Consider the following 21,816-nt stretch of genomic DNA (forward strand, 5'->3'; position numbering starts at 1 on the left):
AATGAAGATGAAAAATTTGCTTTAAAAAGAAAAAAAATGAATTGCGAAGAAATAAAACAAAAAATAGGAATCAGAACAGTTTTGGAGTCGTTCAACTTATTTCCATCCAAAGAAAACCGAAGAACAGCTTTTTACTTTGCAATTGACAGAGAGGAGAGGACACCAAGTTTATCTGTTGATTTTGTAAAAAATAAGGCATTTGATTTCGGGACCGGCAAAAGTTATGATGTGATTTCAATTGTGCAGCAAATTAATCAATGTTCTGTTTCTGATGCTTTGAAATACTTGGCAAAGTTTGACTTTTTTCTCCGGAATGATATTCAGAAAGTGGAGTCTAATCAAGAAGTGGAATACGAAATCTTAAAAACGAGTGAAATTAGGCACTTTGCATTAGTTCAGTATTTAACATCACGTAGAGTTTATGAGCAAAAGGATTTGGTCAAAGAGGTTCATTACAAAATGAATGGCAAAAAGTATTTTGGAATAGGCTTTTTAAACGACTCTGGTGGTTTTGAAATACGAAACAAATATTCTAAAATCTGTTTGGGTAAGAAAGATGTTACATTGATAAAAACTCAAAACAACTTTGATGAAATTGCAATCTTTGAAGGCTTTTTCGATTACCTGACTTACAGAAATATGGAAAAAGAACAAAGCACAGATTATCTTATTCTCAACTCTACGTCAATGCTTTTTAAAATTGAAAACGAATTGAAGAAGTATGATAAAATCTCATTGTTTTTAGATAATGATTCCAACGGAAAATCTGTCAAAACGAAAATCGAAAATCAATATAAGAATGTGGAAGACTGTTCTTTGATTTACAACGGTTTTGAAGATTTGAATAAATGGTATTGCGAACGAAAATAGAGATTGTTTAATCAAAAAAGAAATATTTTCGATACGGTTTTCCGTAATGCAATTAGAATATTAATGATGACCTTTAAAACTGTTTAACAAAAAAAAATACTTTTATGGAAACAGTTAAGGCTATTAAGCCAGGTCCAAAACCTAAAAAAGAAGATGGAACGCCCGATAGAAGACCTCGGGTAACTCCACCAAACCAACCGAAGCATCCGGATTTGAAGCCGCATACGCACAAACCCGGAGATTCCAAGTAGTAAAAACAAATCCCAACTGAAAAGCTGGGATTTATTTTTTATCAATTATTTCTTAGATTCTTCAACAGAGATTTTTCTAAAGTCTTTAAATAATTTACTCAGTTCCAAAGCAGATTTTCTTGCTCTAGTTCCGGCTGCTTTGTTTCCTTTTTCAACTTGTTGGTTTGCTTCTGTAGTGAACGCCTCAAATTCTGCGTTGATTTTTTCGATAAGTTCTTTCATAAGGTATGTTTATATATTTAATAAGTCCGCAAATATAAATTTTTATTCCTTTCTATAAGCACTTTTAAGCCTATTTGTAAATTTTTATAGAATCATAAATGATTAAACGACTTGAATTTCATTTTAGAAAAATGAGACTGTAAAAAACGGATTTTTTTAATGGATTTTCCTTTGTTTTCCGTTGACAAAAACGTCATTGAACCAATTCATCACTGTGGTTTGTGCTTTTTACTATTGCAAATGTAGGACAGCATCATTCACTCAAAAAAATCTTTTTGGGTTTCTACAAAAATTCTTTCCACTATGCTCCAATAATTTTTCCAGACACTCCTAAATCCTTCGGACAAAAAGATTTCAAGCCCGATTCAACACTGTAATCCACTACGGGAAGTGAATCGGGTTTTGTGTGCCTGATGCTTTCCTATAATCATCGGCAAAGAAAAAGCCGGAACCTCAGTTATACGAATCAATTCAACTCAAGACGTTCTTTGACATCAACGAAAAAACAAATGGAAAAACAACAGAATATACTGTTTTTCAAAACTTAAATATAAAAAAGAGAGCCGAGTGTCCTCGATACCAAATCAAATCACTCAGAATTTAAAATTAAAACAATCAAGAATTATCAACAAAATTTTAACAAAATAAATCGAAACATTATGAGTACAATTATCGGTAGAGTTACCAAAAACGCAGAAATCAGCATTTTAAAAAATGACAAACAAGTAGTTAATTTTTCAGTAGCTATTAATGACAGCTACAAAAATAAACAAGGAGAAAAGGTGGAGCAGACCACTTATTATAATTGCGCATATTGGCAAAGTCCTAATGTCGCAAAATCTTTAACTAAAGGGACTTTGGTAGAACTATCAGGCAGAACGAGTTCAAATGCGTGGATAGGTAAGGATGGAGAGATAAGGTCTGGATTAAACTTCCATACTTCAAACATAAAGTTTCACGGAGGAGGAAAACGAGAAGGTGTACAAAACTTTGTGACAGAAAAAGCACAAGACAAAAAAACATTTGCAGAAGATACAGACGACGATTTACCATTTTAATTACTCAAAATTATGGAAGCACAATTTAATTTTCAGATAAAGCAGAAAAAAGATGAAAGAGAATGGGAGGACATCGAAGTCTATTATGTAACCAATTGCGACAGAATCACAGCAATACGATACGCAAGAAATATTTCCAAAATTTTCAAGTCGGAAATTCGATTGACACAAGGTAAAGAACCTTTTAGAACAAGTGGAACTTATATCTATGAAAACAACTAAAATTAGAAAAATATGGCTAACAGATGCAACAATAAGGTAACATTTAAAGGAAATCAAGCAAGTTTGAATCAAGTATCGGATTTGTTTCGCACAATGATAGATAATGAAAGTAAAGGAAAAATAGGTCAATTACCCGATTTCATTCAAAGCGAGTACGGATATTTTTCTGAAATCTATAAAGACGAAACAGAAGAATGCTCTTTTCATTATGATACAAGATGGAGTCCAAACATTGAGGTGTTGTGGACGATTGCAAATCATTTTGATGTCGAATTCGTGTTAAGCTATGAGGAATCGGGATGTATGCTTTTAGGCAAGACCTTTTATGAAAATGAGATTTTGAAAGATTATTGTTTAAACCAAAGTGACTTTCAAGATTGTAGCTACAATGAGGAAGAAAATAACTATCAGTTTGAGGGCAATATCTATGAGTACAAAGATGAAATAATGAAAATCCTTTTAGGAAGGAAAATAGCTTTCGGACAATCTTAATAATTAATACAAACTACCACTTTCGATAGTGGTAGTTTTTTATAACAAATAAAAAAATGAAAAAATCAATCAAACCAACCGAATATTTATTAATAAAAGCAAAGAGCGAATGGGACGACTGTGATTTTGCAATTATACATATCTCCGAAGAATGGAAAAAAATCCAAAAGAATAGATTGAAAGTTGTGAAAATTGTTGAAAATGATTCCGATTTGAAATGGCTCAACTATGAAGATGTCAATGTTGAGTTTTTCAAATTCTCTAAAGAAAACTACCCTCAAATTGAAGAATGGCTTTCGGAGAAAAATCAATTTTTCGTCGTATTGGAAAAAGATGATTTGAAACAACTTTTACAGCCCGAACACGATTTGCACAACCATCAAATGCAAGTCTTTAGAAGTGGAAATGCCATCTACAACGCATTCGGAAAACACACAAGTGAAGAATTTTTCACAGAACAATTTTCATTGGTGGAACTCATAAAATAAATTAAAGAATCAAAATCACAAATCATAACAATTATGCAGACCAATTTTTTCAGACATATCGCAAAAATGGACTTAACGGGAGATTTGCAAATCACACTTCGTCCGACGACTGAAAATTGCTTTGTTCTTTCCATACTGCTCAACAATGAGCGGTGTGGAGACGAAGCAAGGAAATTAATTCCACCTCTTAATCTTCGTGGAACGGCGGAGGAACTTGATAACGGTTTTTTTGAACAAATAACGACACCATTGCAAACCGCTTCGGGATTGATGGTGGATATGGAGGCTTTTATGAAGCAACTTGAAGAAGTCAAAAAGAAATCGGCAATGGAAAAAGAAAAGAGTGACAAGGATAAAAAGGAAAAAGATGCTAAAGAGAAAAAGTATAAAGAAGCATTGCAAAAAGCCGAAGAACTTGAAAAGGAGGGGAAATATAAAGATGCTTGGACAGCACTTCCAAAAGCTTCTGAGTATCCCGACTTCGCAGAAATCATACGCAGTAAACAAGACGAATACTCAAAACATCTCGCCCCAAATCTTTTTACCGAAGCTAGCGACGAAAATGTGCCAATTGAAACTATCTAACCTAAAAAATTTTAAAAATGTTACTTGCAACACTATTAGAAAGAGTTTTTGTTTTGAAAGACAATGGACACGAAATAAAACTTACAGACCCCGAACCTAAATGGAGTGTAGAAGCTGTGATGAATTTTTACGCCAATACTTACCCAATATTAACCACTGCAAAAGTTTCAGCACCGCAGATTAAAGATGATACTATACAGTACAAATTTGAAAGTGTAATGGGGACTAAGGGATAGATAAATATTGCTACTTGTTAAGAGCAAATTAATTTAAAGCCAGTCCTCCTTTTTCAGCAACCAACAACAAAATAAAAATGAATGCAACAAAGAAAAATTATATCGGGAAAAATAAAGTTGCCCGAAGAAAGACAACAAGAAAAGTTACATCAACAATTGGGCAGGTTCGCTCATTGGCTTCAAAAACCAAAGACCTTGAACGAAATTCGGAAAGACAGACAGAAATCTGTACCAATAACAATGCTTCCAATGGTTTTCTAAGATGTAAGTTTCTTCCTAAACAAGAAGAAGTATCACATTTTCAAGATAGCAAGAAAATACTTAACACAGAAAGGGACTTTTATAAGTCCCTTTCTAAATTTTCCAAACAGTATGGAGTAGAGCCAATGCAAACCAAAGACTTTGGTTTTCCATATAATTTGGCTTTGGCAATATGGGATATTGAAACGAAAATGAAACAGGCTAATGCAGATTGGAATCAATTCAAACTCATACGAACTAACGAAAAGTTTCATTTTGCAAAAGAAGAACAGTTCTGCACTAATACATCACTACATTTTATTCCAGTTGTGCCACTTTTTAAAATGCTTCACGACAAAAATTATAAAAAGAATGCCCAACTTCTACTTTCTGTTTTTAGCTATCTCTATCATATTGCCAACGTTCCGTATTACAGACAACAGGATAGTTATCTCTATTGGATATACGAAATGCACGAAGAGTGGATGGAACAGGAAGAGGAGGAAGCAAGAGAGGATTCACAGAATTATTGGCGAGAATTTAAAATGTCCAAGAATATAGGTGACAAAATTGAAAAAAAATTATTCAATCTAAAAAATTTGGATTTTTTTGAACAGCGTTTGAATTGTTTTAAAATCCAAAATGAATTTGACATCATTTGCCACAAAGTTGCTTTCGAAGCTTTTGCTCTTTATTCAGAATATCCAAATACAACAATTTTCAGAAATAAACCATCATCTGAAGAAAACCCATACGATGACGATTATTCCAATAAAGCTATATCAATGGATATGTACATTTCATTTGTAGCTAATACCAAAGGCTGTTTGTACAATAATATTGAAGATAGCATTAATGCGGAGTTCAATGAATACGGAAGCATTGAAGAGCCAACTATTTACCTACCTATTAATGGAACAGAAATTCCAAAAGCGGATTTTGATTTTGAAAATCGATTATTCACTTTAATGGAAGAATTACATCAAGTGTTAACCTATTAAAAAATTAGAATGAATAATGTAATTGATACCAATAAATATTTAGGAATGCTGTACGAACCAAAATCTGCATTGGTTTTTTACGAGTCCTTATATAAAAATGAAATGTATGTTGAACACTTTGATATGGACAGAAATGGAAATCCAATCAATGCACATCCGTTAACTGTAAACGAAGCAAAAACGTTAGCAAAATCTTTAGTCATTGATAAAGAAATCGAGAAAGCCTTTTTAAAGTCTAAAGGAATCTTAGCCAATAACATTTTGCATATTAACCCAAGCCAAAAAGGTTCAGTGATTTGGTACACCAAAGCACAAGAACGACAAATGTATTTTGTGAAAAATCTGGAAATACCCAGCGGAAAAGCAAAAGTTCCTGCTATGCTTTGGATTGCGGATAAAGAAAACCTTTCTGTTTTTGCATTATCAAACGATAAAAGACCAACAGAAAACACAACATTACATTACGCTCCATTCTTCAATGTTTATAACGATGGTGATGTTTGTATGGGAAATGTCGATATAAAAATTCAAAATTCAACTTCGGTAGAGGAATTTATAGAACAATGGGAGAGCTATTTTTTCAATTCTTATTTCAGCCATTTGGTAGGAGGTCATAATCCTATTGATGGGAACTTAGTAAACCTTTGGAAGAAATTGCTCAAATCAAATGAAGCGTTTCCCAATGAAATATTAAAAAAGAACAACAAAACCCTTAAAAATTTATTGCGATGATTACAACAAAACCAACCGTTCATTTTGTGGACAATTCTTTGCTTAGTCCAACGAATCCGATTTCAGTTAATCTTATCGGTGGTGGGGGAACAGGTTCAAAAGTCTTGACCGCTTTAATGGAAATGAATCACAGTCTTATTGAATTAGGACACGCAGGATTACAAGTTCGTCTTTGGGACGATGATATTATCACAAGTGCCAATATAGGAAGACAACGGTTTGCGGAATGTGAAAGAGGATTGTATAAATCCGTTGCATTAATCAACCGTATCAATCGATGGGCAGGAACCAATTGGAAAGCCGAAACCCAAAAGTTTGAAAAAGATAGTTTCGGCAGATTTTCAGTAGATGCTAAAGCAACGATTACGATGACCTGCGTAGATAATGTACAGGCAAGGTTTGGTGTTGCAGAAATTTTAAAAGAGAAAGATGATTACAAAAGTTTTAGCAATCAACCGAAGTATTGGATTGACTTTGGGAATGGTAAACATACAGGTCAGGTCTTGTTATCTACTGTAGGAAATTTAGGACAACCCAAATCCGAGAAATATGAAACAAGAGGTCATCTTCCATTTATTACTGAGGAATTTGGAGACCTGCTAAAACAATCCGAAACAGAAGATGATACACCAAGTTGCAGTCTCGCGGAAGCATTGGCAAAGCAAGATTTATTTATCAATTCAACTTTGGCTCAAATGGGATGTTCGCTTTTGTGGAATTTGTTCTGTGATGGATTAACTGAGAACAGAGGTTTTTTTCTTAATCTAAAGAACTTCCATTCTCAAGCGATTAAATTGTAGATTTTGCTGTCCGATGAAAGTCGGGCGGCAAAAATGCAATTCCTCCCTTGGGGTCGGAAACGCATTTTTGCAAAATAAGAAGCAACCCCATTTCAAAAACATCTCCGTGCGTGAACTTTGGATGTTTTTGAAAAAAAGTTGCGGAGTATTTTATTTTTTTGAATTATTAAAATCAAGTAGATTCAAAAAATCTTGTTCAGTCATCTTAGTTCCAAACAACTTTTAAATCTTTAAATTCTAAGTTTGTTTTAGTTTTCTCAAACGTATTTCTCTCTGGCTGTGAGGTAGTTTTGAATTTAAATATTTTGATAAATAAGGGTTCACCTTGTATATCTTTAAATGAAAAATTTAGTTTCAAAGGAACATTTTTGGCCAATTCAGGAAAGGTTTTGCTGGATTTATACAAGTCAATTTTGTGTTCATTACCTTCAATATCTACAATACTAATATCTTCGATTGTCATTTTTTTATTCTCATCCTTGGACTCAATAATGAAACTTATTTCAATGTTTTTCCCAGCTCTATTACCTGTAACTTTTGTGATTCTATAAGAAGAATTTTCTGTTTCTGTTTCGAGAATTGGCTTATTGATGTCAAGCACTTTTTTTAGATAATCGTTTTCAGAAGTCAAAACTTTATTGGTTGATTGCAAAGCTTCGTTTTCTTTTTTTATAGCTTCACAGTTTGTTTGGCCAAATCCTGATATTGCAATTGAAAGTACTGATAAAGTAATTAGTTTTTTCATAAACCCTCTTTAATAATGTGTTTGTTTGATATTCAAATATACGATTATTGATTTCTATTTCCTGTTTTACAATTGAAAAAAGGTTCTAATTCTTATGCTTTTTTTCTGACTACATAGGTTGTTTTCAGTTTGCAAAAATATAAATCCTGTTTCTGCTCAAAAAAATCTTTTTGGGTTTCTAAAAAAATCTTTCCACTTCGCTTCAATAATTTGTTCAGACACTCCTAAATCCTTCGGACAAAAAGATTTCGAAGCCTTCATTTCATTCTTCCATTTCGGTTTTGACTGAAACTGGATTTCTATCGTCAAAAAGCAATGAAAAACAACTCAATAGTCAGAAAAAATTAAAGCACAGCAATCTGTGACTTTTCCAAAAAATAAAACAAAATACAAACATTTTTAAAATTTCAATTATGAAAAATCCAAACATTTCAGCCAATGATTTTTATGACAATTTTATGGGAACAGAATCTTATTACTCCTATATAGGAAAACTGTTATTAACAGATGGTGTCATAACTATAGCTCGGGAAGAATCTTGTTTCTGGTTTCTTGACTGCATCGCATCCTACCAATTTTCAGAAAAATTTCAAAAAGAAGAATTCCAAGTCTGGAAAATCGAAAGAATTGAAGAGAATAGATTCAACCTTTCTGCGACTGACGGAAATGATAATGTTCTGGCTACACAAGATATTGAGTTTTCTGATTTCTTCTTTAATGAGTTTACAATCTGGAAAGAAGATAATGTTTTACTCCTACCAAGTGAACATTAATCACAAAGAACCTCACGATGTACAGGCAATCGTATTTTTTTAACTTAAAAATTATTACAATGGGAACATATTCAATAATATATCTGAAAAAACCAGAAAATGCTAAAGAGATTAATGAACTTCTTAAAGAAAAATACAACCTAAAATATGAAACTTACAATGGAATAGAGTATGGTCTATTCTTTTCGCAAGAGATGTTTGATGAAGATTTACGATATATGAATGAAGAAAAGGAGGGATTTTCTAATTTACCACATTTTAAACGCCCTATTTCCAAAGAAACTTACTATTCTCTTATTTTCGGAGCAGGAAATTGTTTTGGAGATATAGGAACTGTCTGCATTAAAATCTCAAGTATTTCCGAAAAAGACATAGATACTATTAGGTCTCTTCAGGAATTTTCAAAAACTCCGGAATTTAAAAAGTTGATTAATTTCAGAAAATCTAAAAATCTTCAAAGATTATTGCAGACTAAAATTTAGTTAGTGATTATAAAGCCAATTGGAAGTATTTTCCAATTGGCTTTTTTTATAAAAGATTCGCAAAAATGCATTTCTTCTCTTTGGTCGAAAATACATTTTTGCGAAATATAGAGCAACCATTTTAAAAATATCTCAGGTCAAAACTTACCAATGATTTTGAAAAGAGTTTATAGATAAATAATTTTAGTGGATGTTTATATGAAACCATCATTAAATTTTAAAGCGGAATTATTTTATTCTTCTTCAGCCAACCGTAGTCTTGAACGCTCCAACCATTCTTTATCAATGTTAATGATGGTGAAAGGAGCTTCAGGATTGTTTCTTTGATTAAATACAAAAATCTTGGAGAAAAAATCCTGTTTTATGCCAAGTGCTACTGACTTGTTTAGATTAAAGGATTTCCAGTGGCTAAAGATTCGTTTTGGTACATAAAATTCAAAATCTGTCGATTGAGTCCGATTTTGTGGGTTGTAAACAGTTAGTGTCCAGATGTTAGGATTATCTTCTGTCCAATGTATTTCTGCTTTTAAAGTGTAAAAGATTCCGTAATTATTCTGCCTATTTAAAATGTTGTCTTCGGTTCTCGTTCGTGAGAATAAAAAAACCATATCACCAGTTTCCAATAATCCTACATAAGAATATCTCAAAACTGTGTTAGAAAAAGTAACAATATCCCCAATGATGTTATCATCACTCAAAAAGTTATATGCTCGTCGGTAATTAAAATTCGATAAATCACCATCTCTATCTTTTAAAAAGTTATACAAGTTTTGAATATCATCTTGATTGAAACTGTCAATAAGCCTTTGAGTAATTCCATTAAAATTATCTATTGTATGTGGACCTAAAAACCAGCTTAGAGATAACAAAGGTATTTTGTTATTTGATGCGAATTCTACAGCAGGTTTACTAAAGTCATTCACTGACGCAACGCCTACCTGATACAAAAAACGGGTTCTGGTATCTATTGCGTAAGAAGCTCTTCTATTATTTTGCCTTTCTAAGATACTTTCTCTTGTTACAATTTCAAAATCATTCAAATCATTTCTTAAGCCAGCAGCATTCCTTACAATTGTTAGACTTGTAACTGATCCGTAAGCTTTGCACTCAAAGAGTAATTGAGTTGGATAGGCAAAGGGCATCTGAATTGGAGGATTCATTATGATATCGGCATCGTGTGCAGCTCCTTTGCCATTTATAAAAAATAGCCCTCCTCTTTCAAAAGAAAAAAATTCTTGGGCTTGCACATTGGTGAATCCACAATTTTTCAATAGCTGTCGAACAATGTACTCTAGTAAAGCTCCTTTAATATTGCCTGCTTTCATTAGAAGATGTTATTAGTTTTAAAATGAAAATCTAAAAGTCAAATATTCTGTGTTTGCTTATCATTAAATAAGTTATTAACAGAGCTTCCACGCGCTTTCAGAAATTTTGATTACATCAGATTCAGACAAAATGCTGGGCATTACACTAACGTCTTGTACCAAAGTACGTGATATTTTTATTCCATAATTATTGTTTAATCTAACCGAGTAATTAAAGTCATCGTTTAAAAAGTGTTCAACATACAAACCTAAGTCTGTATTTATTATTCTAGTCTTATTAACTAAATCAATTACTGTGGATGTGTTTTCTGTAGTTTTATGCATATATTTTTATTTGTTTATCCATCTAATCAATTCCTTTTCTCCCTCTACCAAATTCGAGTTGTACTCAAAGACTAAATTATCATAAAGTCCTTGATTAATAATATATCCTAGATCTTCATAATAATTTGTTTCTGTCTCTGTAATTACAGTTAGACAAGTATTATTCTTTTTGTTAATTTTTAAGATGTTTGCAATAATGTGGTTTTGAATATCCAAAGAGGCGTGCATAAAATAGTCGAATTGTTTAGTGCTGTTATCGACAATTATTAAGTTCATAATGATTATAAATTTGAGTATGGTAACTACCCAAATATACGCAAAAATTTGCGAATTTTTTAAATTTGAATTACCGGTGAAATCTAAAAATAATTTATTTTTAAACTTTTTACAATCAATAATTAGGCGTTACAGTAATTATAGGATGCTTATTTTTATTGTTCGATAAGAAAAATTCCCGACTATTTTCGTTTTTTATTCTTCTTTCAAGTAAGTTTACGAAAGGTAATTTAATTTCTTGCGTACTTATAATGTTCTTCTATTTATTTTGCTACCTGTATAAAATTTGCACACTCAAATAAAAGGGGTGTTTAAATTTTATACACTCAATTCTTAAAAGTGTACAAATTATTACCCACAATTCATTAATAATGTACAGAAATTGTACATTCTCAAAATAGTTTCTTTCTAATCTTTTTTATTTCAAAAGCAATTTTAGTACAAGAAGTTGATAATTAGACTAATAGTTTGTTTTTTGGAGCTCTGAAAAAAGTAAATTCCTTATACAGCAAGATGTGTCTTTGTATATACAAACTTTTACAAGTTTTACATCCAAAGACTCTCTTGCCTTTTCTTCAAAAAGGGGAAAAAACTGCGGAACTTGTTTTTTTGTTTTCTGTGAAATTAGGTTTAAGATTCCAGATTAATCCAGATTATTCTTTTTTAATCTCCAGAGATTCCAGAATCATCCAGATTCATCTTATTTAGCCCAGCGACCTTTAACACTATTGTTTTCAATGTTTTGAAGTTCCAACTTTGCAGAAGAAATATTAACAAAAAAAGAAAAATGAGAATACCTTTTTATTTTTTTCTGCTATTTACTGTGATAAATATTCGAGGGCAAGTCGGAATCAATACTCAAATACCAGAAGTTACTTTGGATGTTGTAGGAAAACCAAGTGATTCTAATCATTATGACGGAATAATGCCTCCACGTATTACAGGAAATCAGTTGGCATCCAAAACATATTCTTCTACGAAAAAAGGAACTATTGTTTTTGTGACAGCACCTGCAACTAATTTTGTTGGTCAAGTTACGCATATTACAGATCCTGGACTGTACTATTTTGATGGCGACCTTTGGCAATTATTTTCTAAGGAAAAAGATCCTATCGAATATAACATTTTGTTGACATTTGATCCAACCAGTACTGCAGGTCTTACTGCAACATCAACTTGGTCAACTCCGAGTAATCAGTGGGGAAATACCAATGGTTATTTAACCTCTTCAAAATACTACATCCTTGGAACGAAAAACTTTGGTGGCTTGAAAGGAAATGTATCTTTCAAAAAAATTGAAGGTATTGTTAATGTACATTTTCAGATATATAGATCAAATGATTCTGAACCTGTAATAGGAAATGCTTTTATGAATATTGGAGATATTTACAGTGATATAGGTTATATTCCAAATCAAATTGTTCTGTTACATACAGAAAATTCAACTCAGTATTTTCCAGCATTACTTGAAAATTATTCTATACAAATTCCTCAAACGTCTTTAAACTTGATATCGACATCTTATTATACTTATGGTGAAGTGCAGGGATATTCTAACTGGAAGAAGCCATATCTACAATAGAATTTTCAAAATTACAGTACGTATGAAAATGATCAAAGAAGGCGATTCTAAAAAGCAAATGAATTTTAGTTAAAAACAATATTACAATGAAAGCACTAATTTACTCTTTTCTGTTCTTAGTTGGTATAACAGTTCAGGCTCAAGTCGGAATCAATACCCAAACACCGGAAGCGACTTTAGAAGTAGTAGGAAAACCTAACGATACCACTCATTATGATGGAATTATTCCACCACGTATTACTGGAGAACAATTGGCAGCAAAAACTTATTCAACTGCGAAAAAGGGAACAATTGTATTTGTGACAGCGCCTTCAACTAACTTAATCGGTCAGGTACTCCATATTACCAAATCAGGTTTGTATTATTTCGATGGCACAGTATGGATGCCTTTTGTTCAGGAAGACCCTTTAAAAGATGTTGCCCTTAGAGGAAACTCTTCAACAGTAGAACTTGTTGTCAAAAGTAACCTCCATCTTGATTTTGATAGTAAAGAAAACTACATAGTTGGAAATTCAAGAAGCCCAATTACTGGAGATTACAATTCCATCGTTGCAACAGATTCCAAGATAACTTCAGGAAAAGGAAATTCTGCCAGTTTTTATGCAATGTCTCAGGGAGAGATTACTGGGAAGTTGAATTATGGAGCAGGTGTTTCAGCACTGAATGGCATTGCAAACGGAACAATTTCAGGAAACAGAAATATTGGAATCGGAGCAGGAGCAATGTCATATATCACTTCAGGAAATGATAATATATCGATAGGGTATTTGTCAGGGACAGGAAACCGAACCGGCTCTAACAATGTATTTATTGGTGTTGGAGCAGGTAGCCCAGCTTCTGGAAATAGAAGTGTCAGTAATAAATTAGCCATACATTCAACCCCCGTCACAACAAGTTCAACCAACTTTTGGGATAGTATTACGAATAATTATACGGATTACAAATTCGCGTTGATTTCGGGGGATTTTTCTGAAAGATGGCTCAACATCAATGGAAAATTAAGTGTCACGCCTTCACAAATGCCCAATGCAGATAATGATTCTTCATATACGAAAAGAGTAGTAGCTAAATCTGATGGATCATTTGTTTTTGCAACTGAAGTAATTCCTCAACCACCACCTGTAGGAACCTATGTTCTAAAGAGTGTAAATGGTGTGGCAAATTGGGAAGCACTTTAATGCACAGCGAATTCAATTGAACTTAGAAAATAAATCAATGAAAAATTACCAAATATTTTTAATTCTGTTGTTATGCATCTCATTGACCTCCTGCAAAACCATAATAGCTAATCCTGGGAAACCATTAATTGAAAGTTCAATAGAAGTTGGCAGAAGCTATGAAGTTCAAGATTTTAATGCAAAAATACTTAATCTAAAAATCACGGGATTTGATAAAGATTGTATCTATGGAATTTCGGCTAAGAAAGAACAGATTATCCTTGAGAAAGCAAGCATTAGACAAATGAAAAAATGGCAAGTATTGAATTCTGTTTTTGTATGCGCTTTAGCTATTGCTGCTGTTATTTTTATTCCCATTTAGAAACACCTGAATAAATCTATTTACTATTTCAAATGAGTCCAAATGAAACCGAAAATAAGACTATCATTTTTAGAATCAGTAATCAGAAAAAACAAGAATGGAAAAAAATATGTGACAAAAGAAAAATCTCTCTTACGAGTTTAATCATCAATTCCGTAGAAAAAAGGATTTTGGATGACGAAAGAAGAAAAGTTCTGGAATTCATAGAGAAACAGGACAATGTTTTTGTTAAAATCGAAACCAACATCAATCAGATTGCAAAGATTGTAAATACACAAAAATTCATCAATTCTGAGGATTTAAAAGTTTTTAATGAAAGGCTTTCAGAGATAATAATTCTTAAAAAAGAGCAAAACAAAATATTTGAAAAAATTTATTCTTTGATATCCAAATGATCGTCAAGATAATGGATCCGGCAGGTTCCGATTTTCCAGGAGTCAATTACAATGATAAAAAAATAGACAAGGGAAAGGGAGAACTAATGATGATGAAAAACTTTCCTTCTTTTATCAATGAAAACAGTGATAAACAGCAAGTAAGAGATTATTTAAAAGCTATTTCAGTAGGAAACAAGAAAGTTCTGAAGCCACAGTTTCACGCAACGATCTCAACAAAGTTCAGGGAACATACCAAAGAAGAACTTGCCAAGATTGCTGAAGACTTTATGGATGAAATGGGATACGGGAAACAACCATTTGTTACGGTTTTCCACAATGATACTGAGAATAATCACATCCATATTGTTACGACCCGTTTGGATAAGCAGACAGGTAAAAAGATCAATGACAGCTATGAAAAGCTGAAGGCTCAAAAAGCTTTGGCTTTTACTTTAGAAAAACTTTACGGAATCAAATCGGAGGAAGTATTGAACAAGCTGTTGGACTATAAAATGAGTTCTTTCCATCAGTTTGAAACTTTACTTAACAGAAATGACTATAAACTGGGCAAAAACATAAATGATGCAAAATCTTTGAGCATTTTAAAAAACGGAGTAATCCAGCGAACATTATCAGGAGACCAAATTGTTTTTGATAGTAGAAAAAATGAGAAAAGGACAAAACAACTGAAAGCCATTTTTTCAAAGTATAAAGATATTTACTCCAATAAGGTTTTCAAAGTTGAGGATTTTAGAAGGCAAGAAGCAATGCTTCCGGAAGAGAAGCAAAAAGATGATTGGACACCAATAATCGAATTCGAAAGTGAACTTCAGAAAAAGCTGAAAGATGTCTTTGGGATTGACTTGATTTTCCACTATAAAGATGAGTTTCAACCTTTTGGTTATACGGTCATTGACCACAAGACAGGCTCAGTTTATAAAGGAAGTGAAATAATAAAAATGAACGGATTATTTGAATTCACCTCAGATAAAATGGATAAAAAACTCTTTGAAAGTCTGAAGGATTATAATGTTCCAAACAATGGAGTTAAAACATTACTCCAAGTATTTTTAAATACAAGACTTCCGGAAAATGAAGTAAAAGATTTTATGCTTTTTGAAAATAAAAAGCTGAAAAGTAAGGAGACATTTGGAGCTATAAGGGATGATGTAAAAGAATACCTGAAAAGCCAAAATAAAGAAGATGTTAATATCATCAAATCAGAGGATGGAAAATATTACATCGTTCATTCAAGACTTCATTACATCGGAGAATTGGAACCAATGATTGGGGAAAAGAAATATCAGGAATTCCTAAACCCTCAATTGCGAACGGCGCAGCAAAGCGAAAATAAAGAAGGGAATGAATTGAAAAAAGCGGTCAATGAAATGCTTTTTGAATTAATGAAAAGTACTGGGACTGCAAGAGACCCTGCTGAAAATGAACTTAAAAAACGAAGAAAAAAAAGAAATAGATAAGTAAAATGCAGCTTCCAATTATTTAAAAGATATAGAAAATTATGATAATCACTTTTGCCACACAGAAAGGGGGAACCGGTAAAACAACACTTGCCATTGCTTTTGCCAATTATATTTCTGTTAATTCCAAGAGAAAGGTTAATGTATTCGATTTCGATTTTCAGAAGTCATTTTATCATAAATGGAAAGAAGATGAATTGCTGGATATTCCAAAACTATATGATGTCGAGATCATCGATGAAGAAAACGAACAGCCTTTCTCGGATTTTGAAACTTTGATCGAATTGAAAGAAAGTGAAGAGATAAACATATTCGACCTTGCAGGAACATTGGATGTCAAATACAGCGACCTTCTCATTTACAGCGATTTCATTGTCATTCCTTTTGAATATTCCAATGTCTCTGCCAAATCAACTTTGGTCTTTATCAATTTTTTGGGACTGTTGGAAAGTCAGGCAGAAAGAGTATTTATTCGGTCGAAATATGATAAAGGCTACAAATACCTAAATCAGGAAGGAATGGATGCCGAAATCAGCAGGTATGGACTGCTATTGAAGAATCCTGTATTTAAAAGAAATTGTCTACAAATTCTTGATACCAGGAAATTAACGAATCATCAGAGATATGCTGTAGAGAAATCATTCAACGAATTAATTGACCACATTAACAAATGCCTTGAAATTACATTATAACGGATCACTATAAACTCATTACAAAATATGATTAAAATAATTACCTCTATCATAGCCATTTATCTGCTTTATTATGCAGGCAATGTAGTGTATGATCTTTTTTTGAAAAAAGACAGTTCAAAAAAACCAGATGAAACTGAAGAGTATTCTCTAACAGAATTTTCAGAAGATAACAAAAGTAAAGTACAGAAAATAGAGATCGATGATGTAGAAAATATCAATACTCCCAATTCTTTTAACAAGAAAGAGCTATTCCCGGCTAATCAGGAAGAGCAACAAGATGAAAACCGTGATCTTGATCACTTTCGAAAGAAGTTCGAGTCTGAGCAAGATATTGATGATTTTTATAACGTTCCCGAAATAAACGAAAAGCCAAATGAAAAAGAACAAAAGGAAACTGTTTCACTTGATTCCCAACAGGAAGACATTGTTCAAGAGCAAGAAAAAAAAGAGATTCCATCCCCAAACCTCGACGCCTTACATAAACAGTTTAAAGACTTTCTAAATCTCGCCGAAACCAGTGTTCAGGTTATTCTAAACCAAGATGGACATAAGGTCTATCAATCAATGATCTAAGAGGTTAATCCACACTTTTCAAAACTAAAATGATCCGCCCATAAAAGGCGGATAGCACCCCCCCCCCCTTATGCCTAATTCTAAGCAAAATAAACACAATTCTAAACATAAATCCTTAATCATTATGAACTACAAATCGAAACATTACAAGCTGTTTAAAAAGTTATTGACTGCTTGCGTAATTCTCCTTGCTGTAAGCCCTGCATTTGCACAGGGTGGTGCGACGGCAATCTCTAATGCAGCCAATGACATCAAAGACTATTGGGATCCGATCAAGCTTATCCTCAAAGCAGTCGGAGGATTGGTCGGTTTCATCGGCGGGCTGAGAGTGTACAACAAATGGACGAATGGTGACCAGGATGTAAATAAGGAAATTTTGGGCTACGGAGGTGCAATGATCTTCTTATTGGTAGTTCCGGAATTCGTAACAGCATTCTTTGCTTAATATGGGCTTCTATCTCTACAAGGGGCTTAAAAAACCCCTTGTATTCTTCGGACTCAAAGGCAAATACATCTTTTACGCAGTAGGAGTTATTGGAGTTGGTGTCATCGCAGCACTCATATTATCCAAATTCGGATTACTGGGTTCTCTTTTGGGACTCGCAGTTACAGGAGGAGGCGTCTATTTCATATTCAAAAGACAGGATAAGTACGGTTTGTACGCTAAGACCAAAAACTTCAATCAAGTTTTGATTTTCCCAAAAAAAATAAACAATAAAACACTTTTAGGTTATGTCCAAAATAAAGAAACTAACATTTGATATTCCTTTTATCGGATTTGATTACGGAAAAGATTTCGGGTGGGACTTTGATGTTTTATTTGGACAATACGGAAATCCTATTATCGGAATTAGAATAAAAAATGCCGTTGAACAATATTCTGCAGATCCAGATCAATATCTGAATTTTCATACGGTTTTGAATCAAGTAGTGTCTATTATTGGTGAAGGTAGAATTGTTCAAAAGCTTGATATTTTCTCAAAAAAGAAATACGAAGCTGAAGAATCCAATCAATTTCTCCAGCAAAAATATTCAGAGCATTTTGATGGCAGGCTTTTTAAAACCATTGAGACTGTACTTCTTTTCACAGATATTGTGGACGATAAGTTGAAAAAGAAAATGAAGCACTACCATTTCTCTGACAAGGGTTATAAAGAGCTTCGTGATAAATGCCAAAAGGTATTTATGCTTTTAAAACAGAATGATTGCGAACCACAATTTTTATTTGAAAAGGATTTTGAACATTACATCTCCGGTGTATTGTCGATGAAGTTTTCAGATGTACCGAGCTTTGACAATATCAAAAGCACCAATGAATATCTGCAGATAGGAAATCGTTTTGTCAAGAGTATTTCATATGTCGATGTTGAAAATATTGATCTGCCTTCTGAAATAGATCCCTATTCAATTCTTGGCGGAAATGGTGCAGCATCAGAAACTGCTGTTGATAATTTTACATTCATCAATGAATTGGAAGGCTATGAAACCATCATTTACAATCAGGTTATTACTATTCCTCTTCAGGCACAACAGCAGAGAGAACTTGACAAGAAAAAGAAAAAGCACGAAGGTGCAGCCAATAATTCTCCGTCCAATGCCATTATAGCAGAAGAAATTCAAACACTTCTCCATAATATCGCTACTGATGGTCAATTGGTGGTCAATGCTCATTTTTCATTATTATTTTCGACCGACTCTCTTGAAAAAATGGAGGGGATACAATCCCTGATTGAAAACAAGTTATTCACTAAAGGGATTATCGTTTCCAAGAATGCCTACAATCAACTGGAGCTCTTCCGGTCAGCCATTCCAGGGAATGCTACGGAACTTAGGGAGTACGATCTATTTATGACGACAAGCGAAGCGGCCTTGTGTTTTTTTTTTTAAAGAGAGTTACCCCGTGAATGAAGAATCCAATTTCTATTTGAGGTTTACAGACAGACAGGGTGTTCCATTAAAAGTTGACCCTGCTGACCTGCCTATGAAAATTGGCAGAATTAACAATCGAAACAAGTTCGTTCTCGGACCAAGTGGTTCAGGCAAGAGTTTCTTAATGAATAATATCATTGAACAATATCTCACCTATAACTATGATGTTGTCATCGTAGATACCGGAGATTCTTATTCAGGAACTTGTAAATACAAAGGTGGAAGATACATTCAGTATACTGAAGAAAAACCAATCACAATGAATCCTTTCCTAATGGATAAGAAAGAATTCAATATTGAAAAAATAGAATTTTTGACCAATCTGATCTTCCTTATCTGGCAAGGTCCGGACGCTTCAATGTCATCTGCGCAGAAATCAATATTGGACAATGTGCTGATGTCCTATTATCATCAGTATTTCAATTCGGGAACCGAATGGTATGAGAATAAAACTTCAGAAGAATTAATTCTTTACTTGAATAAATACAACATTCACGAAGAAGATATTTATGCTCAATATGAGAATGAAGTTAACGAACAGCGTACTTACTACGATGTTTTAGGAATTGCTTTCAATGCAAGTTCTGAAGAAATCAAGGAAGCCGGAAGGAAACTATTGAAGTTCTATCATCCTGACAAGAATATCAATAATCCAGATTATGACAATGAAAAATTCTATACTGTTTACGAGGCTTATGAAACGCTGGGGGATGAAGAGAGGAGAAGGATTTATAATGAAACCCAATTGATTCTCATAAAATCTAATGAGATCATCAAAAAAGACAAAACAGAAGAAAACTGGAACGAATCATTTAGAAAAGCCATCATTAAAAAGATTAAAGAATTCGAAGAGAAGTTAGATGCAAAAGAACTTTCCTTCAATGGTTTCTATGATTATTGCGACAAATTTCTTCCTCTTTATCTGAATAATAAGAAACACAGTATCACAGAAAGAGAATTTAACCTAAGAACTTTTCTATTTGTTCTGAGGGATTTTTACAAAGGTGGGCGATATGGAACAACGCTCAACGAATCTGCTGATAACACTTTGTTTGATGAGTCATTTATCGTTTTTGAGATTGACAACGTAAAGGATAATCCCAAGCTTTTTCCCATTGTGACTCTGATTATTATGGATACGTTCATTCAGAAAATGAGGCTTAGAAAAGACCGTAGAAAAGCTCTGATCATTGAAGAAGCGTGGAAAGCCATTGCAAGTAAATTGATGGGTGGATATATTTTGTATCTCTACAAAACGGTTAGAAAATTTTGGGGAGAAGCAGTGGTGGTAACACAGGAGCTGGACGATATTATTGGAAATGTAGTTGTAAAAGACTCCATTATTAACAATTCGGACACTTTCATTCTTCTTGATCAAACCAAATTTAAGGACAATTTCGATAGGATAGCGGCATTACTTTCATTGAATAAAGTCGAGCAGAACAAAATATTCACGATCAACAACCTTAATAATAAATTCGGACGAAGCAGGTTCAAGGAGTTCTATCTGAAGCGAGGTTCTAAAGGAGAAGTCTATGGTAACGAAGTTTCAATAGAGCAGTACTTAACCTATACGACAGAGAAGCCCGAAAAATCAGCAGTAGAGTATTATGTGCTTAAGTACGGAAGCTATGATGAAGCACTTATGAAGATGGTCTATGATTTAAAAGTATTTGGAGACAGCCTTGAAAATCTTGTTTCGCTGGTCAATCTGTATCAAAATCCCTTAGACCAAAAGATTGTTTCCTATTACCGCAGGATGAAAAATGAAAACAAAGGGAAAAATATTTTCAAAGTCATTTCACAGGAGCTCGAAGATCATCAAATCAGTTTTTCAGAATTAATCACTAAAAATTATCAGTATGAAAAAATTTAGTCTCCTATTTCTAGGATTCGGTAGTTTTTTATCTGCTCAGAATACCTACATCGATCCTACGGTAACGGCTGCAATGATTCTGTATTCAGAAAATCTGAAAGCCAAGCAGAACGAAGTCATTGAAGAAACTTCAAAATTAAAGGATGCACAAACCTGGGTCGGAACCCAGATGGTAGCAGCCAATGATATTCAGAATAAAATATTAAAAGGACTGAAAGAAGTTTCCGGAACACTACAAAACGGCATTCAGGTACAGCAGATTTATACTGAGCTGAACAAATGCTATGATTATTCAGCTCAGGTTGTCCAATTAGCTTCCCAGCATCCCCAGTATGCCATATTTGGAACTAAAGCTTCACAAAAAACCTATGAGCAAAGTCTGAAAATAGTCACCGATATTACGGATATTCTGGCATCTGGAGAACTGAATCTGGCTACTGCAGGAGATCGATATAAAATCCTGCATAATATCTCAGGAAATGTAAAAAATCTGAAACTATGGCTTTTGGCAATAAAGCTAAGACTGGAAAAAGCCAATCGATTGGGATTCTGGAATTCAATCAATCCTTTTGCTGGATACATCAATACCGATAAAGGCATTGTGGAGAACATAATGAATAAGTACAAGAGAAATTTTTAAAAGTC

General features: G+C 33.3%; 26 protein-coding genes and 1 pseudogene. 24 read left to right on the forward strand and 3 right to left on the reverse strand.

All coding sequences use genetic code 11. The annotated features are described in order from the left end of the window. The first annotated feature begins 36 nt into the window (after positions 1 to 36). Together H9Q20_RS10810 and H9Q20_RS10815 are read left to right on the forward strand one after the other, a co-directional pair. Positions 37 to 870 carry a toprim domain-containing protein gene (locus tag H9Q20_RS10810; RefSeq protein ID WP_123870295.1) on the forward strand — a complete coding sequence of 278 codons (834 nt, stop codon included), beginning with the start codon at positions 37 to 39 and terminating at the stop codon, positions 868 to 870. 104 nt (positions 871 to 974) lie between these two features. Beyond that, entirely contained in the window at positions 975 to 1,121 is a 147-nt protein-coding gene (locus H9Q20_RS10815; protein ID WP_187477700.1) for a hypothetical protein, read from the forward strand. A 45-nt stretch (positions 1,122 to 1,166) separates the two neighbouring features. Here the strand turns inward: H9Q20_RS10815 and H9Q20_RS10820 are convergent, their stop codons facing one another. After that, positions 1,167 to 1,343 carry a histone H1 gene (locus H9Q20_RS10820; protein ID WP_002981164.1) on the reverse strand — a complete coding sequence of 59 codons (177 nt, stop codon included), beginning with the start codon at positions 1,341 to 1,343 and terminating at the stop codon, positions 1,167 to 1,169. A 659-nt stretch (positions 1,344 to 2,002) separates the two neighbouring features. On the opposite strand from H9Q20_RS10820, the gene H9Q20_RS10825 reads away from it, so the two are divergent. The 9 genes from H9Q20_RS10825 (at position 2,003) to H9Q20_RS10865 (ending at position 7,197) form a co-directional block, all read left to right on the forward strand. Further along, positions 2,003 to 2,401: a single-stranded DNA-binding protein gene (locus H9Q20_RS10825; protein ID WP_123870296.1), complete on the forward strand. Its 399-nt coding sequence runs from the start codon at positions 2,003 to 2,005 to the stop codon at positions 2,399 to 2,401. A gap of 12 nt (positions 2,402 to 2,413) precedes the next feature. Next, positions 2,414 to 2,623, forward strand: a complete 210-nt coding sequence (locus tag H9Q20_RS10830) for an addiction module toxin RelE (RefSeq protein ID WP_123870297.1) — start codon at positions 2,414 to 2,416, stop codon at positions 2,621 to 2,623. A gap of 93 nt (positions 2,624 to 2,716) precedes the next feature. Next, positions 2,717 to 3,115 (forward strand): hypothetical protein, encoded by a 399-nt coding sequence (locus tag H9Q20_RS10835; RefSeq protein WP_187477701.1) that lies wholly within the window; start codon positions 2,717 to 2,719, stop codon positions 3,113 to 3,115. A gap of 56 nt (positions 3,116 to 3,171) precedes the next feature. Further along, the gene (locus H9Q20_RS10840) at positions 3,172 to 3,603 is read left to right on the forward strand and encodes a hypothetical protein (RefSeq protein ID WP_123870299.1); all 432 of its coding nucleotides are present in this window, start codon (positions 3,172 to 3,174) and stop codon (positions 3,601 to 3,603) included. 33 nt (positions 3,604 to 3,636) lie between these two features. Beyond that, on the forward strand, positions 3,637 to 4,188 hold the full coding sequence (locus tag H9Q20_RS10845) for a PRTRC system protein E (RefSeq protein WP_123870300.1): 552 nt from the start codon (positions 3,637 to 3,639) through the stop codon (positions 4,186 to 4,188). Between the two features lie 17 nt (positions 4,189 to 4,205). Beyond that, a complete protein-coding gene (locus H9Q20_RS10850) occupies positions 4,206 to 4,424 on the forward strand; it encodes a PRTRC system protein C (RefSeq protein ID WP_076506291.1) in 219 nt (72 codons plus the stop codon). A gap of 77 nt (positions 4,425 to 4,501) precedes the next feature. Further along, entirely contained in the window at positions 4,502 to 5,665 is a 1,164-nt protein-coding gene (locus H9Q20_RS10855) for a hypothetical protein (RefSeq protein WP_123870301.1), read from the forward strand. Positions 5,666 to 5,674: 9 nt separating this feature from the next. Continuing rightward, positions 5,675 to 6,397, forward strand: coding sequence for a PRTRC system protein B (locus H9Q20_RS10860; RefSeq protein WP_123870302.1), 723 nt, complete (start codon positions 5,675 to 5,677; stop codon positions 6,395 to 6,397). Further along, positions 6,394 to 7,197 (forward strand): PRTRC system ThiF family protein, encoded by an 804-nt coding sequence (locus H9Q20_RS10865; protein WP_123870303.1) that lies wholly within the window; start codon positions 6,394 to 6,396, stop codon positions 7,195 to 7,197. Before H9Q20_RS10860 ends, H9Q20_RS10865 begins: the two co-directional genes overlap by 4 nt. A 205-nt stretch (positions 7,198 to 7,402) precedes the next feature. On the opposite strand, the gene H9Q20_RS10870 is transcribed toward H9Q20_RS10865, so the two are convergent. Then, the gene (locus H9Q20_RS10870) at positions 7,403 to 7,942 is read right to left on the reverse strand and encodes a transposase (RefSeq protein WP_123870304.1); all 540 of its coding nucleotides are present in this window, start codon (positions 7,940 to 7,942) and stop codon (positions 7,403 to 7,405) included. Positions 7,943 to 8,355: 413 nt separating this feature from the next. Here H9Q20_RS10870 and H9Q20_RS10875 point away from each other — a divergent pair, with 413 nt between their 5' ends. Then, positions 8,356 to 8,715 carry a DUF6876 family protein gene (locus H9Q20_RS10875; protein WP_123870305.1) on the forward strand — a complete coding sequence of 120 codons (360 nt, stop codon included), beginning with the start codon at positions 8,356 to 8,358 and terminating at the stop codon, positions 8,713 to 8,715. Positions 8,716 to 8,774: 59 nt separating this feature from the next. After that, positions 8,775 to 9,197 (forward strand): hypothetical protein, encoded by a 423-nt coding sequence (locus H9Q20_RS10880; RefSeq protein WP_228459746.1) that lies wholly within the window; start codon positions 8,775 to 8,777, stop codon positions 9,195 to 9,197. Between the two features lie 233 nt (positions 9,198 to 9,430). Here H9Q20_RS10880 and H9Q20_RS10885 read toward each other — a convergent pair whose 3' ends face one another. Further along, complete coding sequence (locus tag H9Q20_RS10885) at positions 9,431 to 10,522, reverse strand: hypothetical protein (protein ID WP_187477702.1); 1,092 nt, start codon at positions 10,520 to 10,522, stop codon at positions 9,431 to 9,433. A 1,387-nt stretch (positions 10,523 to 11,909) separates the two neighbouring features. On the opposite strand from H9Q20_RS10885, the gene H9Q20_RS10890 reads away from it, so the two are divergent. From H9Q20_RS10890 to H9Q20_RS10940, 11 genes and pseudogenes are all read left to right on the forward strand, one after another. Then, positions 11,910 to 12,704 (forward strand): hypothetical protein, encoded by a 795-nt coding sequence (locus tag H9Q20_RS10890; protein WP_187477703.1) that lies wholly within the window; start codon positions 11,910 to 11,912, stop codon positions 12,702 to 12,704. A gap of 86 nt (positions 12,705 to 12,790) precedes the next feature. Beyond that, positions 12,791 to 13,882 carry a hypothetical protein gene (locus H9Q20_RS10895; protein WP_187477704.1) on the forward strand — a complete coding sequence of 364 codons (1,092 nt, stop codon included), beginning with the start codon at positions 12,791 to 12,793 and terminating at the stop codon, positions 13,880 to 13,882. Positions 13,883 to 13,919: 37 nt separating this feature from the next. Continuing rightward, positions 13,920 to 14,243, forward strand: a complete 324-nt coding sequence (locus H9Q20_RS10900) for a bacteriophage spanin2 family protein (protein WP_187477705.1) — start codon at positions 13,920 to 13,922, stop codon at positions 14,241 to 14,243. A 32-nt stretch (positions 14,244 to 14,275) separates the two neighbouring features. After that, on the forward strand, positions 14,276 to 14,638 hold the full coding sequence (locus tag H9Q20_RS10905; protein WP_187477706.1) for a hypothetical protein: 363 nt from the start codon (positions 14,276 to 14,278) through the stop codon (positions 14,636 to 14,638). Next, positions 14,635 to 16,098 (forward strand): relaxase/mobilization nuclease domain-containing protein, encoded by a 1,464-nt coding sequence (locus H9Q20_RS10910; protein ID WP_187477707.1) that lies wholly within the window; start codon positions 14,635 to 14,637, stop codon positions 16,096 to 16,098. Before H9Q20_RS10905 ends, H9Q20_RS10910 begins: the two co-directional genes overlap by 4 nt. Positions 16,099 to 16,139: 41 nt before the next feature. Next, a complete protein-coding gene (locus tag H9Q20_RS10915; protein WP_187477708.1) occupies positions 16,140 to 16,790 on the forward strand; it encodes a ParA family protein in 651 nt (216 codons plus the stop codon). A gap of 27 nt (positions 16,791 to 16,817) precedes the next feature. Then, the gene (locus H9Q20_RS10920; RefSeq protein ID WP_187477709.1) at positions 16,818 to 17,366 is read left to right on the forward strand and encodes a hypothetical protein; all 549 of its coding nucleotides are present in this window, start codon (positions 16,818 to 16,820) and stop codon (positions 17,364 to 17,366) included. 124 nt (positions 17,367 to 17,490) lie between these two features. Beyond that, complete coding sequence (locus H9Q20_RS10925; RefSeq protein ID WP_187477710.1) at positions 17,491 to 17,811, forward strand: DUF4134 domain-containing protein; 321 nt, start codon at positions 17,491 to 17,493, stop codon at positions 17,809 to 17,811. A gap of 1 nt (position 17,812) precedes the next feature. Continuing rightward, positions 17,813 to 18,127, forward strand: a complete 315-nt coding sequence (locus H9Q20_RS10930) for a DUF4133 domain-containing protein (protein ID WP_068941734.1) — start codon at positions 17,813 to 17,815, stop codon at positions 18,125 to 18,127. Continuing rightward, positions 18,099 to 21,171 (forward strand): annotated as a pseudogene (locus H9Q20_RS10935) (TraG family conjugative transposon ATPase). Before H9Q20_RS10930 ends, H9Q20_RS10935 begins: the two are co-directional and overlap by 29 nt. Next, the gene (locus H9Q20_RS10940) at positions 21,158 to 21,811 is read left to right on the forward strand and encodes a hypothetical protein (protein ID WP_187477711.1); all 654 of its coding nucleotides are present in this window, start codon (positions 21,158 to 21,160) and stop codon (positions 21,809 to 21,811) included. The pseudogene H9Q20_RS10935 and the gene H9Q20_RS10940 overlap by 14 nt, the downstream one beginning before the upstream one ends. Positions 21,812 to 21,816: the final 5 nt, after the last annotated feature.

The organism is Amniculibacterium sp. G2-70, from assembly GCF_014353055.1.
GTDB lineage: Bacteria > Bacteroidota > Bacteroidia > Flavobacteriales > Weeksellaceae > Amniculibacterium > Amniculibacterium aquaticum.

What these genes read in the sequence shown, in the direction of transcription:
- H9Q20_RS10810 (WP_123870295.1), top strand. Translation starts at nt 37, where the DNA reads ATGAATTGCGAAGAAATAAAACAAAAAATAGGAATCAGAACAGTTTTG.
- H9Q20_RS10815 (WP_187477700.1), top strand. Translation starts at nt 975, where the DNA reads ATGGAAACAGTTAAGGCTATTAAGCCAGGTCCAAAACCTAAAAAAGAA.
- H9Q20_RS10820 (WP_002981164.1), bottom strand. Translation starts at nt 1,343, where the DNA reads ATGAAAGAACTTATCGAAAAAATCAACGCAGAATTTGAGGCGTTCACT.
- H9Q20_RS10825 (WP_123870296.1), top strand. Translation starts at nt 2,003, where the DNA reads ATGAGTACAATTATCGGTAGAGTTACCAAAAACGCAGAAATCAGCATT.
- H9Q20_RS10830 (WP_123870297.1), top strand. Translation starts at nt 2,414, where the DNA reads ATGGAAGCACAATTTAATTTTCAGATAAAGCAGAAAAAAGATGAAAGA.
- H9Q20_RS10835 (WP_187477701.1), top strand. Translation starts at nt 2,717, where the DNA reads ATGATAGATAATGAAAGTAAAGGAAAAATAGGTCAATTACCCGATTTC.
- H9Q20_RS10840 (WP_123870299.1), top strand. Translation starts at nt 3,172, where the DNA reads ATGAAAAAATCAATCAAACCAACCGAATATTTATTAATAAAAGCAAAG.
- H9Q20_RS10845 (WP_123870300.1), top strand. Translation starts at nt 3,637, where the DNA reads ATGCAGACCAATTTTTTCAGACATATCGCAAAAATGGACTTAACGGGA.
- H9Q20_RS10850 (WP_076506291.1), top strand. Translation starts at nt 4,206, where the DNA reads ATGTTACTTGCAACACTATTAGAAAGAGTTTTTGTTTTGAAAGACAAT.
- H9Q20_RS10855 (WP_123870301.1), top strand. Translation starts at nt 4,502, where the DNA reads ATGAATGCAACAAAGAAAAATTATATCGGGAAAAATAAAGTTGCCCGA.
- H9Q20_RS10860 (WP_123870302.1), top strand. Translation starts at nt 5,675, where the DNA reads ATGAATAATGTAATTGATACCAATAAATATTTAGGAATGCTGTACGAA.
- H9Q20_RS10865 (WP_123870303.1), top strand. Translation starts at nt 6,394, where the DNA reads ATGATTACAACAAAACCAACCGTTCATTTTGTGGACAATTCTTTGCTT.
- H9Q20_RS10870 (WP_123870304.1), bottom strand. Translation starts at nt 7,942, where the DNA reads ATGAAAAAACTAATTACTTTATCAGTACTTTCAATTGCAATATCAGGA.
- H9Q20_RS10875 (WP_123870305.1), top strand. Translation starts at nt 8,356, where the DNA reads ATGAAAAATCCAAACATTTCAGCCAATGATTTTTATGACAATTTTATG.
- H9Q20_RS10880 (WP_228459746.1), top strand. Translation starts at nt 8,775, where the DNA reads ATGGGAACATATTCAATAATATATCTGAAAAAACCAGAAAATGCTAAA.
- H9Q20_RS10885 (WP_187477702.1), bottom strand. Translation starts at nt 10,522, where the DNA reads ATGAAAGCAGGCAATATTAAAGGAGCTTTACTAGAGTACATTGTTCGA.
- H9Q20_RS10890 (WP_187477703.1), top strand. Translation starts at nt 11,910, where the DNA reads ATGAGAATACCTTTTTATTTTTTTCTGCTATTTACTGTGATAAATATT.
- H9Q20_RS10895 (WP_187477704.1), top strand. Translation starts at nt 12,791, where the DNA reads ATGAAAGCACTAATTTACTCTTTTCTGTTCTTAGTTGGTATAACAGTT.
- H9Q20_RS10900 (WP_187477705.1), top strand. Translation starts at nt 13,920, where the DNA reads ATGAAAAATTACCAAATATTTTTAATTCTGTTGTTATGCATCTCATTG.
- H9Q20_RS10905 (WP_187477706.1), top strand. Translation starts at nt 14,276, where the DNA reads ATGAGTCCAAATGAAACCGAAAATAAGACTATCATTTTTAGAATCAGT.
- H9Q20_RS10910 (WP_187477707.1), top strand. Translation starts at nt 14,635, where the DNA reads ATGATCGTCAAGATAATGGATCCGGCAGGTTCCGATTTTCCAGGAGTC.
- H9Q20_RS10915 (WP_187477708.1), top strand. Translation starts at nt 16,140, where the DNA reads ATGATAATCACTTTTGCCACACAGAAAGGGGGAACCGGTAAAACAACA.
- H9Q20_RS10920 (WP_187477709.1), top strand. Translation starts at nt 16,818, where the DNA reads ATGATTAAAATAATTACCTCTATCATAGCCATTTATCTGCTTTATTAT.
- H9Q20_RS10925 (WP_187477710.1), top strand. Translation starts at nt 17,491, where the DNA reads ATGAACTACAAATCGAAACATTACAAGCTGTTTAAAAAGTTATTGACT.
- H9Q20_RS10930 (WP_068941734.1), top strand. Translation starts at nt 17,813, where the DNA reads ATGGGCTTCTATCTCTACAAGGGGCTTAAAAAACCCCTTGTATTCTTC.
- H9Q20_RS10940 (WP_187477711.1), top strand. Translation starts at nt 21,158, where the DNA reads ATGAAAAAATTTAGTCTCCTATTTCTAGGATTCGGTAGTTTTTTATCT.